This window comes from Sphaerisporangium sp. B11E5, assembly GCF_039871875.1.
In the GTDB taxonomy this organism is placed as follows: domain Bacteria; phylum Actinomycetota; class Actinomycetes; order Streptosporangiales; family Streptosporangiaceae; genus Sphaerisporangium.
Genome location: NZ_JBDPMD010000073.1, coordinates 19,464 through 34,850, shown reverse-complemented (window position 1 = coordinate 34,850; position 15,387 = coordinate 19,464). Strand labels below are relative to the sequence as shown.

At 70.7% G+C, this 15,387-nt stretch carries 11 protein-coding genes and 1 pseudogene; 11 read left to right on the top strand and 1 reads right to left on the bottom strand.

What is annotated here, in order from left to right; genetic code table 11:
- Positions 1 to 906: 906 nt before the first annotated feature.
- Positions 907 to 1,974, top strand: coding sequence for an NAD(P)-dependent alcohol dehydrogenase (locus ABGB17_RS36785; RefSeq protein WP_347638611.1), 1,068 nt, complete (start codon positions 907 to 909; stop codon positions 1,972 to 1,974).
- A 131-nt stretch (positions 1,975 to 2,105) separates the two neighbouring features.
- Here ABGB17_RS36785 and ABGB17_RS36780 read toward each other — a convergent pair.
- Positions 2,106 to 2,294: pseudogene (locus tag ABGB17_RS36780) on the bottom strand (IS5/IS1182 family transposase); the annotation flags it as partial.
- Between the two features lie 106 nt (positions 2,295 to 2,400).
- Between ABGB17_RS36780 and ABGB17_RS36775 the strand changes: the two are divergent.
- From ABGB17_RS36775 to ABGB17_RS36730, 10 genes are all read left to right on the top strand, one after another.
- A complete protein-coding gene (locus ABGB17_RS36775) occupies positions 2,401 to 3,720 on the top strand; it encodes a folylpolyglutamate synthase/dihydrofolate synthase family protein (protein ID WP_347638609.1) in 1,320 nt (439 codons plus the stop codon).
- Between the two features lie 23 nt (positions 3,721 to 3,743).
- Positions 3,744 to 4,079, top strand: coding sequence for a DUF4233 domain-containing protein (locus ABGB17_RS36770; RefSeq protein ID WP_347638607.1), 336 nt, complete (start codon positions 3,744 to 3,746; stop codon positions 4,077 to 4,079).
- A gap of 17 nt (positions 4,080 to 4,096) precedes the next feature.
- Positions 4,097 to 6,064: a hypothetical protein gene (locus ABGB17_RS36765; protein WP_347638605.1), complete on the top strand. Its 1,968-nt coding sequence runs from the start codon at positions 4,097 to 4,099 to the stop codon at positions 6,062 to 6,064.
- Between the two features lie 532 nt (positions 6,065 to 6,596).
- Positions 6,597 to 7,007 (top strand): nucleoside-diphosphate kinase, encoded by a 411-nt coding sequence (ndk, locus tag ABGB17_RS36760; protein ID WP_347638603.1) that lies wholly within the window; start codon positions 6,597 to 6,599, stop codon positions 7,005 to 7,007.
- 342 nt (positions 7,008 to 7,349) lie between these two features.
- Positions 7,350 to 8,369: a rod shape-determining protein gene (locus ABGB17_RS36755; protein ID WP_347638613.1), complete on the top strand. Its 1,020-nt coding sequence runs from the start codon at positions 7,350 to 7,352 to the stop codon at positions 8,367 to 8,369.
- Positions 8,370 to 8,397: 28 nt separating this feature from the next.
- The gene (mreC, locus tag ABGB17_RS36750) at positions 8,398 to 9,489 is read left to right on the top strand and encodes a rod shape-determining protein MreC (RefSeq protein ID WP_347638601.1); all 1,092 of its coding nucleotides are present in this window, start codon (positions 8,398 to 8,400) and stop codon (positions 9,487 to 9,489) included.
- A 21-nt stretch (positions 9,490 to 9,510) separates the two neighbouring features.
- A complete protein-coding gene (gene mreD / locus ABGB17_RS36745) occupies positions 9,511 to 10,038 on the top strand; it encodes a rod shape-determining protein MreD (RefSeq protein ID WP_347638599.1) in 528 nt (175 codons plus the stop codon).
- Positions 10,035 to 12,083: a penicillin-binding protein 2 gene (gene mrdA, locus ABGB17_RS36740; RefSeq protein WP_347638597.1), complete on the top strand. Its 2,049-nt coding sequence runs from the start codon at positions 10,035 to 10,037 to the stop codon at positions 12,081 to 12,083. The genes mreD and mrdA overlap by 4 nt, the downstream gene beginning before the upstream one ends.
- Positions 12,080 to 13,243, top strand: coding sequence for a rod shape-determining protein RodA (gene rodA, locus ABGB17_RS36735; protein WP_347638595.1), 1,164 nt, complete (start codon positions 12,080 to 12,082; stop codon positions 13,241 to 13,243). The genes mrdA and rodA overlap by 4 nt, the downstream gene beginning before the upstream one ends.
- A 69-nt stretch (positions 13,244 to 13,312) precedes the next feature.
- Entirely contained in the window at positions 13,313 to 15,235 is a 1,923-nt protein-coding gene (locus ABGB17_RS36730; protein ID WP_347638593.1) for a TIGR03960 family B12-binding radical SAM protein, read from the top strand.
- Positions 15,236 to 15,387 lie beyond the last annotated feature (152 nt).

The window sequence follows — 15,387 nt, the reverse complement described above, 5'->3', positions numbered from 1 at the left end:
TGGCCCACCGGCGTACCCACCACCCAGGCGCCTCGAACCGATCAACCCCCTCCAACCCCGACTTCGGTTGCTGTGGTCATGGCCCGCCCGCTTGAGTTTCCCCACTCCATCAGCACCAGCCCACCCAAACCCCCACCCCCACCGCCGGCACGACACCCACCACCACGCCCAGCGGGCTCCCGCCCGCCGAACACGCCTCCTTCTACAGAACGCCCCTCCCACACACAGGGCGCTGCCGCCCGCAAAGGTCCGCCTCCCACTCCACGGGCTTCTCACCGACATCAACGCGGCGGAACGTAGAACGACGAACCCGGCGCTGCCCTACGGCGGCGGGAACGGCCGCCTCCTACCCCTCTACTCCCTCTCTCCAGGGCGCCGACGCGGCAGGACGTGGTGCGGCGAACCCCGGCGCCCTCTACGGCGGCCGGCATGGCCGCCCCAGCCACTGCCACTTTTACGGTGCCGACGCGGCGGGACGTGGTACAGCGAAGCCGGTGATCGGGGCCTGGCGGACTTCCGTCGGCATCCGGCTGTCTCTTGGCTGCTGTCCGCTGTGCACATCGATGAACGATCTAGCGACCGATCCCCGATGAGTCGCTACCTGGTGTCCGAAACGTGCGGCGAACGCACTTGACGGAAACTGAACAGAAAAGGGAAACCACCCAGACGGTCCACCACCGGCCTTTCCTCCACTGTGGCCGAAGATCTCCGCTACCCACCAGCGGAACCGAATACAGTGAGGATTGGCCTTGTATCGTCGATTGATTCGTCATGTACTGCCACACTGCGGCTTGAACCTTCAGATACCCGTTGTGGACCCGTCGCGATCAGACCCGTTCAGCAGCAACTGGAACTCCAGCGCATCGAAGCGGCCGGTGTCCTGCGGCAGCATGCCGAGGAGGTTCCATGAATATGCTCGCAGCGCGAATGCACGGCTACAAACGGCCGCTGCTGATCGAAGAGGTTCCGGTCCCTGAGCCGGGTCCGGGCGAGGTTCTCGTTCGGGTCCGGGCCACAGGGATGTGCCGCAGCGACTACCAGCTCCTTGACGGATACTTTCCCACGGAGCTCGTATTCCCTTATATTCCCGGCCATGAAATCGCGGGCCACGTCGCTCAGGTGGGCGCCGACGTTCCTGCTTCTGCCGGGTTGTCGGAAGGCGATCTGGTGGTCGTGGACCCTGCCTGGGGCGACGGTACCTGCCGGCAGTGCCATGAGGGGAACGAGCAACTGTGTACAGGAAGCGGGGGGTGGATCGGCTTCGGGCCGCCCGGAGGCTTCGCCGAGTACGTCACGGCCCCCAGCCGCCACCTCGTCCGCATCGATCCGGACGTGGATCTCAAGCCTGAGTACCTGGCACCCTTGGTGGATGCCGGGCTGACCCCTTATCGCGGAATGAAGAAGCTCCGCGCCACCGAACGGCTGGGGCCGGGACGCACGGTCATCGTCAGCGGGATCGGTGGACTCGGAAGCTACGGCGTGCAATATGCGGCACTGCTCGGCAGCGGCGCCACCGTGGTGGCGTTCGCGCGCAGCGACGACAAACTCGCCGTGGCTCGGCGGAACGGCACCGACCACACCATGAACACCCGCGGCAAGACGACCGATCAGGTGCGGGCCGAGCTCGCGGAGCTGACCGGTCGTGGAGAGGCCGACGCCGTCCTGGACTGCTCCGGAGCTTCAGAGTCACTAGCGCTCAACGCTTCTCTCCTGGCCTACGAAGGAGCTCTGGTATCGGTGGGCCTGATGGGCCAGCGTGTCGAATTGCCGCTGTTCCCGTTCGTGTCCGGCGAGAGGTCCTTCTCCGGTTCCTTCTGGGGCAACCACAACGACCTCACCGAGGTCCTTGCCCTCGCCGGCGAAGGTCGGATAAAACACACCGTCACGCCGGTCAAGCTCGAGGACATCAACGATAGGCTCGACGCATTGGCTCGAGGTGACGTGGTCGGCCGTCAAGTCATCGTCTTCGACTGACACCTGGCTGTTCCGAGCAGTGGCATGCCAAGTGCCAGTGCGACGAAGGACTGCCTCGGCAGGTGCTTGTGTCGCCATGGGAGGCACGCTCCCGCAGCGGGGCATCGGGGAATCCGCATCAAGACGACGACTCATCTGGTGGGTCGGCGATAGCAGATGAGGGCTCCGGCGATGGCGACGAAGGATGCGAAGTGGTCGGCTCGCCGTTCCCAGCGGCGGTGTGAGCGTCGGCAGCCGGCCGGCCAGGAGACGGTCCTCTCGACCACCCAGTGGTGGCGTCCCAGGCGCTGCCCGGACTCGATCCCGCGCCGGGCGATGCGCGAGTCCTTGCAACCCCGACTTCGGGCCCTGGTGGTGGCCGTCGGGAGGCAGGTGGTGTGGGGTGGCGGGGAGGGAGGGGTGGGCGGAGGTCAGTAGGCTTCGGGGGTGGAGTACTTGGGGGTTGAGAAGGCGATCTTGCGGCGGGGTGTGGAGTGGGATATCGATCCGACTCTGGACCGGATCAACAAATTGATGGATTTGTTGGGGCAGCCGCAGCGGGCGTATCCCGTGGTGCACATCACGGGGACGAATGGGAAGTCCAGTACGGCGCGGATGGTCGACACTCTTTTGCGGGAGCGGAATCTGCGGGTGGGGCGGTTCACCAGTCCTCATCTGAGTTCCATGCGGGAGAGGATCACCGTGGACGGGGAGCCGCTCGATGAGGAGCGGTTCGTTCAGGTCTATGAGGATGTGCTGCCCTACTTGGAGCTGGTGGACCAGCAGCATGGGCGGTTGTCGTTCTTCGAGACGTTGACGGCCATGGCGTACGCGGCGTTCGCGGACGCGCCGGTGGATGTCGCGGTGGTCGAGGTGGGGATGGGGGGGACGTGGGACTCCACCAACGTGGCGGACGGGACGGTCGCGGTGGTGACGCCGATCTCGCTTGATCACATGGCTTACCTCGGGCCGGACATCGAGGCGATCGCGCGGGAGAAGGCGGGGATCATCAAGCCGGGGGCCACGGCGGTGCTGGCGCAGCAGCCGTTGGGGGTGGCGGAGATCCTGCTCAGGCGGGCCGCGGAGATCGGGGCGACCGTGGCGCGGGAGGGGCTGGAGTTCGGGGTCGTGCAGCGTGAGCTCGCCATGGGCGGGCAGATGGTGCGGTTGCAGGGGCTCAAGGGGGTGTACGACGAGGTGTTCCTGCCGCTGTACGGGCAGCATCAGGCGGGGAACGCGGCGTGCGCTCTCGCGGCGGTCGAGACGCTCACGGCGGGGGACGACCCGCTGGACGGCGATCTGGTGCGGAACGCGTTCGCGCAGGTCTCCTCGCCGGGGCGCCTGGAGGTGGTGCGGCGCGGGCCGACGGTGCTGGTGGACGCGGCGCACAACCCGGGGGCGGTGGAGTCGATCGTCGAGGCGCTGGAGGAGTCGTTCGGCTTCGAACGGCTCATCGGGGTCGTCGCCGTCATGGCGGACAAGGACGTCGCGGGTGTGCTGGAGCTGCTGGAACCGGTCATGGCGGAGATCGTCGTGACCCGGAACTCCTCGCCCCGCTCGATGGAGGTGGACGAGCTGAGGTCCCTCGCCGAGGACATCTTCGGCGCCGAGCGCGTCCACGTCGCCGCTCGCCTCGACGACGCGATCGACACGGCGATCGGCCTGGCCGAGGACGCGGGCGAGTTCAGCGGCTCGGGTGTGCTGATCACCGGTTCCGTCGTGACCGCTGGGGACGCCCGCACCCTGTTGCGCGCGGAGTCCGAGTGAAGGCCGGGCCGGGAGGAGTGCCGATGAGCATCACCGTGACGCCGGGGATGCGCCGGTTGTGCGCGAGCGTGCTGGGCATGGAGGCGATCGTGCTCGCGCTGGTGACGCCGGTCGCCATCATGGTGAACAAGGTCGAGCCGGCAACGGCCGTCACGGTGGGCATCGGGCTCGCGGTGGTGTGCGTGGTGATCGCGGGGCTGCTCAAGCGGCCGTTCGCGTACATCGCGGGCAGCGTGGTGCAGGTGCTCGCGATCGCCACCGGCTTCCTGGTGCCGATCATGTTCTTCCTTGGTGTGATCTTCGCGGCGTTGTGGATTACCGCGATATTCGTCGCACGGCGTGTCGAGGGCGTGACTTAGCGCTAAAGTCGGCTGGTATGGCCGTTCCCCCCGCTCCACCAGTGCCGGCGGCGAGGCTCGCCGGGTTCGCCAGGGTCAATCGCCTGCCGTTCGCGGCCGACGTGGTCGTCGGTCTGCTTACCGTCATCGGGCTCCCCCTGGCGATCGTCGCCATCCCCAACACCATCTCCGTGGTGTCCGCCTTGCTTCCCCCGGGCATCGCCGGGGTCGGCATCCTGCGGGCGCACGGTCTGGCCCTTCCCGTCATGTTGTGCGTCGTGCCACTGGCGGGGGCGGCGCTGCGCCGCTTCCGTCCCGCGCCGCTCATGCTGGCCGGTCTCGCGCTGCTGGCCGTGGCCGATCTCGCCGGCGGCTTCGCCGGTTCCACGTTCGAGGTGGGGGCGCTGCGCGTCCTGCACGGGGCGGGCGCGGGGGTGCTCGTGCCGGCGACGTTCGCGGCGACCTGGGAACGGCCGGGGCCCGCCCGGCGCGTGCTGGTGCCGCTGTGGGCCGCCGCGTTGTGCACGAGCCTGCTCGCGGCGCAGGCGCTGGCGTTGTGGCCGCTGGACGACGTGACGTCCTGGCGCGTGACGCTCCAGCCCTACCCGCTGCTGACCGGTGTGGCTCTCGCCCTCGCCGCCGTCCATCTGGCGGTGTCCCGTCTGCGGGACGCAGGGCCAGGGGTGCTGACCCGGGGGCCGGTGGCCGAGCGGGGGCAACTCGCGCTCGCGGCCGGGCCGGCGGCGGGCATCGCGGTGCTGGCGGTCGGCACGACGTTCAACTGGCCGTCCGAGCTGATCCTGGTCGCGGCGGCGGTGGCCGTCGTCACGCTGATCGCGCTGACCTGCGTACGGCGGGCCGGGGGCTTCGCGGCGCGCATGGCCGGGCTGGTCATGGTCGCCGTCGGCCTCGTCGTGCTGCCCACGACGGCCCAGATGACGTACGTCGAGCTCGGTGGCCTCGGCGGCCCGGGGCTTTCCGGTCTGTGGGCGCCCTTCGTCCTCGCCGCTCTTCTCTCCTTCGTCGCCGCCGTCGCCACCGTGCGCTTCGTCGTCACCCGCCGGACGTCTCCCGGGTCCCTGGACGCCGGTGACGACCCTCCTGCCGCGGGGTTTTCCGAGCTCGCGGCGCATGAGGGGGCCGTGGTGGCGCGAACCGCCGAGGCCGGTCCGGTGCCCGGGGACCACCCGGCCGCGTTGGACGGCCTCGACGGCACGGTGCCCCAGGACGGCGCGGCCTCTTCCTCGCGGGCGAAGGACGGGAGCAGTCCGGCGGGCGCGGGGGGCGGTGCCGTGGACGGGCCGGTGCCGCTGGTCGTGGCGGGTGGGCTGGTCGCGGTGGTGGCGGCGTTGTGCGGCGTACGGCTGCTGGTGCCGTCGGCGACGGGGATGCCGCTTGTCGTGCCGCTGGTGCTGCTCGCCGCCGGTGCCGCGGTCGCGGTGAGCGCCGCCGTGGTGCTCGCCGGGCCGCACGCCGGGCTGTTCGGGTTGTCGTTGTGCTTCCCCGCCGTGCTCAGCGGGTTCCTGCTCGGCACCGGCATCCAGGTGGGCTGGCTGCACGCCATCAGCACCTCGGGCAAGGTCACGTCACAGGCCATGGTGGACGGCTTCGTAGGCGCCCTGCACATCTGGGCCCTGGTGGCCGGGTTCGTCGTCGTGGCCATCCTGTCCCTCGGCGCCGTCCTGCGCCGCCGCGACCCTACCTTCCACCCGGCGCCCCGCACGCCGCATCCCACCCCGGACATGCCGAACGTGCACGCCGCCAACGATCACCCCAGGAACGATCACCCCGGCAACGACCACCCCGGCAACGACCACCTCGCCAACGATCAGCCCGGCAACCACTACCCCGGCAACGACCACCTCGCCAACGATCAGCCCGGCAACCACTACCCCGGCAATGACCACCCGGGCAACGATCACCTGGCTGATCACCACTCCGCCAACGACGGGAACACCATCGGGTTCCCGGCCGCCGGCGGGAACGGTGAGAAGGACCCGGGGTAGCCGCTCCCGCCCGCGGAGCCTGCCCGCCTCCCGCCTGCCTGAGCTGCGTTTTCCTCTCTCCTTCCGATTCCGTGCCCGGCAATCAGCCGGGTATGCGCTCACGGACGCCGACGGCCCGCCACGGCTCGGTGAGCTCGACCTGCTCCACCCCCTGCGGCGTCACCAGGAAGGCGATCGTCTTGCCCTGAAGCCCCGCCGGCCCGCCGCCCGCTCGCCTGCCGGCTGGCTGGGCCGGGTGGGCCGGGTGGGTGCTGGACCGTCCAGCCGTCTGCTGGCCCCTGCCGCCCGCCGGCCGCCAGGCTGGCCGCGTGCCGGTCCGCCGCGCGCCCGCCCTGCGTGCCGGTCCGCTGCGTGCTTGCCGCTCGCCCGCCCGGCCGTTGCTGCCCCGCTCGTACGCCGGTCGGTCGGTCGGGCTGATGGGTGCTGAGGAAGGACGGGGTAGGAGGTGCGGGCCGGTAGGCTGCGGGCAGGCTTCCCCTTTCGCCGTGGGCCTCTTGGGTGGGCGGCGATCAGTTGACTTAAGGAGATTCTCGTGTCCGAGCGCACGCTTGTCCTGATCAAGCCCGACGGTGTCCGCCGTGGGCTCGTCGGGGACGTGATCGCCCGAGTCGAGCGCAAGGGCCTCAAGGTCGTCGCGATGGATCTGCGCACGCTGGACGCCGAGACCGCCAAGGCGCACTACGCCGAGCACGCCGAGAAGCCGTTCTTCGGGGAGCTCGTGTCGTTCATCACCTCCGGGCCGCTGGTGGCGATGGTCCTGGAGGGGCCCCGCGCGGTCGAGGCGTTCCGTGCGCTCGCCGGGGCGACGGACCCGGTGAAGTCCGCCCCGGGCACCATCCGCGGCGACCACGCCCTGGAGATCGGCGAGAACGTCGTCCACGGCTCCGACTCCCCTGAGTCCGCCGCCCGCGAGATCAAGATCTTCTTCCCGGACCGCTTCTGAGCGACGTCCCCACGGCCCCGGTGTGCTGAACGACGCACCGGGGCCGTGTGCTGCCGGGCACCGTGGGCACATGCCTCGCCGGCGCGGCGGCGCGATCGTCCGGACGCCGCGCATATGTGGCGATGAGGCCGCAACGGCGACGTTTCCCCTGGTGGGCCGCGGGTAGCGAACCGGCGGCACGCGGGCGGTGCCGGGGGGTTTGAGGCCCGGGTGGGGCAAGATTTTCCACAGGGTGGTGGCTCGTTGCCCTCGGGAGTGGGTACGTCACGTTACGATTCGAATGCGAATCGTAATCTCTCGCGACTCACCTGAAGGAAGGTTTCCTTCCCCATGGGCAGCAAGCTGGCGTTCCTCGGCCGTGACATGGCCGTCGACCTGGGCACGGCCAACACGTTGGTCTACGTGCGCGGGCGCGGCATCGTGCTCAACGAGCCGTCGGTGGTGGCCATCAACACCACCACCGGCAAGATCGTTGCGGTGGGCATCGAGGCCAAGAGGATGATTGGCCGGACGCCCGGGAACATCGTGGCGATCCGTCCCCTGAAGGACGGCGTGATCGCCGACTTCGACGTGACCGAGCGCATGCTGCGCTACTTCATCCAGCGCGTGCACAAACGCCGCCACTTCGCCAAGCCGCGCATCATCGTGGCCGTGCCGAGCGGCATCACGGGTGTGGAGCAGCGGGCGGTGAAGGAAGCCGGCTACCAGGCCGGGGCGCGCCGGGTGTACATCATCGAGGAGCCGATGGCGGCGGCGATCGGCGCCCGGCTCCCGGTGCACGAGCCCACCGGCAACATGGTGGTCGACATCGGCGGCGGCACCACCGAGGTGGCGATCATCTCGATGGGCGGCATCGTGACCAGCCAGTCCATCCGGGTGGGCGGCGACGAGCTGGACCACGCCATCATGTCCTTCGCCAAGAAGGAGTACTCCCTGATGCTCGGGGAGCGCACCGCCGAGGAGATCAAGATCGCCATCGGCTCCGCGTGTCCCACCGGCGACGACTGCCACGCCGAGATCCGCGGCCGCGACCTCGTCACCGGCCTGCCGAAGACGGTGGTGGTCTCGGCGGACGAGATCCGCCGCGCCACCGAGGAGCCCCTCAAACTCATCGTCGACGCCGTCAAGACGACCCTGGACAAATGCCCGCCCGAGCTCTCCGGCGACCTCATGGACCGCGGTGTCGCGCTGACCGGTGGCGGCGCGCTGCTGCGGGGCATGGACGACCGCCTGCGCGACGAGACCGGCATGCCGATCCACCTCGTCGAGAACGCCCTGGACTCGGTGGCGCTCGGCTCGGGCAAGTGCGTCGAGGAGTTCGAGGTGCTGCAGCAGGTGCTGGTGCCGGAACCGAGACATTGACCGGCGCACCGAGGGAGCAGAGAGCGCGATGAGGGATACCCGCCGCGCGCGGATCACCCTTGGCCTGTTGCTGGCCGTGTCACTCGTCCTGATCACGATCGACCACCGGCAGCGGGGCGACTCGCTGTTCGAGCCGTTCCGCTCCCTCGGCACGTCGGTCTTCGGCTGGGCCGAGCAGGCCGGCACGGCGGTGGTGCGCCCGGTCGGCGACTTCGTGACGACGTTCACCTCGGCGCCGGAGGCCAGACGGCATCTCGCGCGGCTGCGGGCCGAGAACGCCCGGCTTCGCGGCGAGCTGACCGCGCGCGGCCTGGACCGCCGCCGGTCCGCCGAGTTGTCCGCCATGCTCGGGTTGTCCGGGCTCGGGCGGTACCGCGTGGTGGCGGCACAGGTGATCGCCCGGCGCGGGGTGCCCGGGTTTGAGGACGCCGTCGAGATCGACGCCGGTTCCCGGGACGGCGTGCGGCCGGAGATGACCGTGCTGAACGGCGACGGCCTGGTGGGCCGCGTCGTGCACACAGGCCCGTCCAGCTCGACCGTGGTGCTGCTGACCGACCCGGCCTCGTCGGTGGGGGCGCGGGTGGAGCAGAGCAACAAGGTCGGCCTGGTCACCGGCCTCGGCCCGTCCGCCGAGGGCCGGTTCGTACGGTTCCGTCTGCTGGACTCGGTGTCGTCGCTGACCGTCGGCAGCCGCATCGTGAGCTTCGGCTCCGAGCGCGGCACGCCGTACGCGCCGGGCCTGCCGATCGGCACGATCGAGCGGGTGGAGCCCACGCCGGGCGAGCTGACCCGCGTGGCCTACGCCCGGCCGTTCGCCGACTTCACCGCGTTGGACGTGGTCGGCGTCGTCGTCCAGGCCCCCGCCCGCGATCCCCGCGACGCCATGCTGCCCCCGGCTCCGGCCCCCTCGAAGAAACCCGCCCGCGCCGAGGCCCCGCCCCCCGCCGCACCTCCCTCGCAGGCCCGCCCGGACGAGGCGCCGGCCCAGCCCCAGGAGCCACCGGCCCAGCCCCAGGAGGGGCCGCCTCGTCAGCGGGACGACCCTTCCGGCGAGGGCGAGGACGCCGCAGGGGGGCGCGGCGGCCAGGGTCGTGAGGGTCGTGACGGCGACCGGGAATGAGCGAGCGAGAGGGGTGCGGGCATGAGGGGGGTCGCGGCGGTCCTGCTGGTTCCGGCGGTCATGGTCGTGCAGGTCAGTGTGATCAACATGGTCGCGTTCCCCGGGGGCGGGGGGCCTGATCTCATCCTGCTCAGTGTGGTGGCGCTGGCGATCGGCCGGGGCGCGGCGGGCGGCGCGGTCATCGGTTTCCTCATCGGCCTGGTCGCCGACGTGCTGCCCCCGGCGGCGCACGTGATGGGGCAGTACGCGCTGGTGTTCTGCCTGGTGGGCTTCGCGGTCGGCCGGGCGGGGGAGCGGGCGCCCGGCGCGGTGGCGGTGACGGTGATCGTGGCGGTGCTGGCGGCGCCGCTGCTGGCGGCGGGCGTCGGTGAGCTGCTCGGCGACCCGCGGGTGGGCTGGCCGGCGCCGCTGCGGGTGTGGCCGTCGATGGTGATGTACGACCTGGCGATCGCGGCGGCGGGTTTCTGGGTGGTGTCGCGGCGGTCGGGGGAGCGGCCGAGACGCCGGGCCGTGCCGACCGGCGCCTACCCGGTGCGGAGGCGGGCGTGACCCGGGTCCGCGCCAGGCTGGTGGTGCTGCAGTTCCTGGTCGTCACCCTGCTGGTGGTGCTGGCCCTGCGCCTGTGGCAGGTGCAGGTGGTGCGCGGCCCGCAGTTCGTCGTGGCGGCCACCGAGACCCGCACCCGGGACGTGATCGTCCCCGCGGTCCGCGGCCCGATCCTCGACTCCAGCGGCCGCCCGCTGGTGCGCAACCGTTCCGCGCTGGTCGTGTCGGTGGACCGCGCCGAGCTGGAACGTATGCGCGACGGCGGCGCGGCCGTGCTGAAGCGCCTCGGCGCGGTGCTCGGCCGCCCCGTCAAGGAGCTGCGCGAGCGCATCCGCCCGTGCGGCCCCCGGGTGACCCGTCCCTGCTGGCCCGGCTCGCTGTACTCCCCGATCCCCATCGACGACAAGGTCTCCACCCGGCAGGCCCTGCAGATCCTGGAACGCCAGGAGGACTTCCCCGGCGTGCTCGCCGAGGTGCAGGCCGTGCGCGAGTACCCCCTCGGCACGGGCGCCTCCCAGACGCTCGGATACCTGCAGCCGGTCACCGAGGAGGAGCTGAAGAAGCGCTCCAAGCTGAAGGCCAACTTCTCCGGCGTGGACCTCGTGGGCCGCGACGGCCTGGAGTACGTGTACGACGAGGAGCTGCGCGGCTCCCCGGGCCTGCGCCGCGTCCAGGTGGACCGCATGGGCAAGGTGCTCGGCATCGAGCGGCAGACCTCCCCGGTCCCCGGCGACATCCTGATCACCCACATGGACACCGGCGTGCAGAAGGCCGTCGACCAGGCGCTGGCCCGCGCGATGAAGAACGCCCCGAAGGCCGACGGCGCCGCCGCCGTCGTGCTGGACGTGAAGACCGGCGGCGTGATCGCCATCGGCAGCATGCCGACGTACGACCCGGCGGTCTGGGCGGGCGGCATCTCCGAGAAGGAGTACCAGCATCTGCTGTCGGAGAAGGCGGGCCTGCCGCTGATCTCGCGGGCCACGCACGGCCAGTACGCCCCCGGCTCCACCTTCAAGATCACCTCGGTGTCGGCGATGGTCAGGGACGGCTACCCGCTGAAGGGCACCTACGACTGCCCCGGCGTCTACGACGTCGCCGGCACCGCGTTCCACAACTTCCGCGGCATCGGGCTCGGCCCCATGAACCTGCACACCGCGCTGGTGAAGTCCTGCGACACGATCTTCTACCGGGCGGCGTACGAGATGTGGAAGCGCGACGGCGGCGACACACCGGTCCGCCGTCCCAAGGAGCCGATGACCAACACCGCCAAGGCGTACGGGTTCGGCACCCGCACCGGCATCGACCTGCCCGGCGAGGTGCCGGGCCGGATCCCCGGCCGGGCCTGGAAGAAGGAGCAGTGGAAGGCGACCAAGGACCTGAGCTGCCACCGCGCCAAGACGGGCTATCCCGAGGTGGCGAAGCAGAACCCGGGCCGCGCCGCCTACCTCAAGCGCCTGGCGAACGAGAACTGCCTGGAGGGCTTCGAGTGGCACGCCGCCGAGGCGGCCAACCTCTCCATCGGCCAGGGCGACGTGCTGGTCACCCCGCTGCAGCTCGCCGTGGCGTACGCCGCGCTGGTCGGGGACGGCAAGCTGCGCGGCCCGCGCATCGCCAAGGCGATCGTCAGCCCCGACGGCACGCAGGTGCGGGAGGTCAGGGCCCCGGTGATGGGCAAGCTGCCGGTGGACAAGGGCACGCGCGGCTACATACGGAACGCGCTGAGCGAGGTGACCTCCGACGGCACCGCGGCGGGCGCGTTCGGCGGTTTCCCCATGGACCTCGTCAAGATCGGCGGCAAGACCGGTACGGCCGAGGTCTACGGCAAGGAGGACACCTCCTGGTTCGCCTCGTTCGCCCCGGCGGGTGACCCGCGGTTCGTGGTCGTGGTCACCGTCTCGCAGGGTGGCCAGGGCTCGATGGCCGCCGCCCCGGCGGCCCGGGAGATCTGGGAGGCCATCTACGGCGTGAAGGGCAAGGCGGCGCTGCCCGGCGGCAGACCTCCGGACCGGCTCCCCACCATCAGGAGAGACGGGACGGTGGCGCAGTGAGCCAGGCTCTCGCCCCGCAGGGCGACTCCCTGATCCAGCGGGCCATGGGTGCCCGGTCGGCGGTGTGGCGTGTGGACGGCGTGCTGCTGGTCGCCGTGCTCGCGCTGTCGGTGATCGGCACGCTGCTGGTGTGGTCGTCCACCCGCACCTGGGCGGCCGGCGCCCCGACCGGCATGGTGAAGAAGCACATCCTGAACCTGCTGATCGGCTGGGCGCTGTGCGGCCTCGCGGCGATGGCCGACCAGCGCACGCTGCGGGTCTACGCGCCCGCGGTGTACGGCGTGTCGCTGCTCGGGCTGTTCGCGGTGATCACCCCGCTGGGCTCGACGATCAACGGGTCGCACTCGTGGATCCTGCTCGGCGGCGGCTTCGCGGTGCAGCCGTCCGAGCTGGCCAAGCCGGCGCTGATCCTGATGCTCGGCGCCCTGCTCGCCGAGCCCGCCGCGGGCTCCGACCGGCCCCGCCCGCTGGACCTCCTGCTCGGCATCGCCGCCGCGGCCATCCCGATGGGCCTGGTCATGCTCCAGCCGGACTTCGGCACCACCATGGTGCTCGCCGTCATCACCGGCGCGCTGGTCATCTTCGCCGGCCTGCGCAAACGCTGGATCGTCGCGCTCACCCTGCTGACAGTGCTCGCGGGCCTCGCGGTGTGGTTCTTCGGCCTGCTCAAGCCGTACCAGATCGCCCGGTTCACCGCTTTCGTCGATCCGGCCAACGACCCGCGCGGCGCCGGGTACAACAGCACCCAGTCGCTGATCGCCATCGGTTCGGGCGAAGTGTTCGGCAAAGGGTTGTTCCACGGCGGCCAGACCACCGGCCGGTTCGTGCCCGAGCAACACACCGACTTCATCTTCACCGTGGCCGGCGAGGAGTTCGGCTTCCTCGGCGCGATCACCGTGGTCGCGCTGCTCGGCGTGGTGCTGCTGCGCGGCCTGCGCATCGCCCGGAGCTGCGAGGACCGCTTCGGGGCGCTGATGGCGGGTGGCATCGTGTGCTGGTTCGCCTTCCAGACGTACGTGAACATCGGCATGACCATCGGCATCATGCCGATCACCGGCGTGCCCCTGCCGTTCGTGTCCTACGGCGGCACCGCGACGTTCGCCAACATGATCGCCATCGGCCTGCTCCAGGCCGTGCACATCAGGGAACGCCGCTTCTAGCGGCCGGTACGCGCCCCGCCGGCGGGCGGCCGGTGCGAGCCGTGCTGAGCAGGAACTACTCTTGGACGCATGTCTGTCGAGTCGCTGTTTCCCCGCCTGGAAGCGCTGCTGCCCCGGGTGCAGAAGCCCATCCAGTACGTCGGGGGTGAGCTCAATTCGACCGTCAGGGACTGGGACGAGGCCGACGTGCGCTGGGCGTTGATGTACCCCGACGCCTACGAGGTGGGCCTGCCCAACCAGGGTGTCCAGATCCTCTACGAGATCCTCAACGAGCTGCCCGGCACGCTGGCCGAGCGCACCTACGCCGTGTGGCCCGATCTTGAGGCCCTGATGCGCGAGCACGGCCTGCCGCAGTTCACCGTGGACGCGCACCGGCCGGTGCGGGCGTTCGACGTGCTCGGCGTGTCGTTCTCCACCGAGCTCGGCTACACCAACATGCTGACCGCTCTCGACCTCGCGGGCATCCCGCTGGAGGCCGTGGAGCGCGGTGAGGACGACCCGATCGTGCTGGCCGGCGGCCACGCGGCGTTCAACCCCGAGCCGATCGCCGACTTCCTCGACGCCGCGGTGCTCGGCGACGGCGAGCAGATCGCCATCGCCATCTCCGAGGTGATCCGCGAATGGAAGGGCGAGGGCCGCCCCGGCGGCCGCGACGAGCTGCTCATGCGCCTGGCGTCCACCGGCGGCGTGTACGTGCCGAAGTTCTACGACGTCGAGTACCACGCCGACGGCCGCATCGCCCGCGTGGCGCCCAACCGGCCCGGTGTGCCGTGGCGGGTCCACAAGCACACCGTCATGGACCTCGACGAGTGGCCCTACCCGAAGAAGCCGCTGGTCCCGCTGGCCGAGACGGTGCACGAGCGCTTCAGCGTCGAGATCTTCCGCGGCTGCACGCGCGGTTGCCGGTTCTGCCAGGCCGGCATGATCACCCGGCCGGTGCGCGAGCGGTCGATCACCACGATCGGCGACATGGTGGAGGCGGGGGTGCGCGAGTCCGGCTTCAACGAGGTCGGCCTGCTGTCGTTGTCCAGCGCCGACCACTCCGAGATCGCCGACATCACCAAGGGCCTCGCCGACCGCTACGAGGGCACCAACACCAGCCTGTCGCTGCCCTCCACGCGGGTGGACGCCTTCAACATCGACCTCGCCAACGAGTTGTCCCGCAACGGCCGCCGTTCGGGCCTGACCTTCGCCCCCGAGGGCGGCTCTGAGCGCATGCGCAAGGTCATCAACAAGATGGTCTCCGAGGAGGACCTCATCCGCACCGTCACCGCGGCCTACGGCCAGGGGTGGCGGCAGGTGAAGCTCTACTTCATGTGCGGGCTGCCCACCGAGACCGACGAGGACGTGCTCGGCATCGCCGATCTCGCCAAGAAGGTCATCAAGGCGGGCCGCGATGCCACCGGCACCCGCGACGTGCGGTGCACGGTGTCCATCGGCGGGTTCGTGCCGAAACCGCACACCCCGTTCCAGTGGGCGGCCCAGGCCGACCACGAGACCGTCGACCACCGCCTGGCCAAGCTCAAGGAGGCGCTGCGCTCCGACAAGGAGTACGGCAGGGCCATCGGCTACCGCTACCACGACGGCAAGCCGTCCATCGTGGAGGGCCTGCTCTCCCGGGGCGACCGCCGGGTCGGCGCGGTGATCAGGGCCGTGTGGCAGGACGGCGGCCGTTTCGACGGCTGGAGCGAGCACTTCTCCTACGACCGCTGGCTGGCCTGCGCCGAGACCGCGCTGGCCGATGAGCCGGTGGACGTCGACTGGTACACCACCCGGGAGCGCGACGAGGTCGAGGTGCTGCCCTGGGATCACCTGGACGCCGGGCTGGACCGCGAGTGGCTCTGGCAGGACTGGCAGGACGCGGTCTCGGAGACCGAGGTCGAGGACTGCCGATGGACCCCCTGCTACGACTGCGGTGTCTGCCCCACGATGGGGACCGAGATCCAGATCGGCCCCACCGGCCGGAAACTGCTGCCCCTGACCGTCGTCTGAACACGGCGCAGGGAAGCGCGCACGGCCTGTCATCGTTGAAGCTTGTAGAGCCGTCCTCTCGGGTGACCCTGATCCGTCGACACGACGCCGCCAGGGCCGCCCCGGCGCCCCTATGCTGAGTAGGAGGTCGAGGGACGGCACGACGGAGAAAG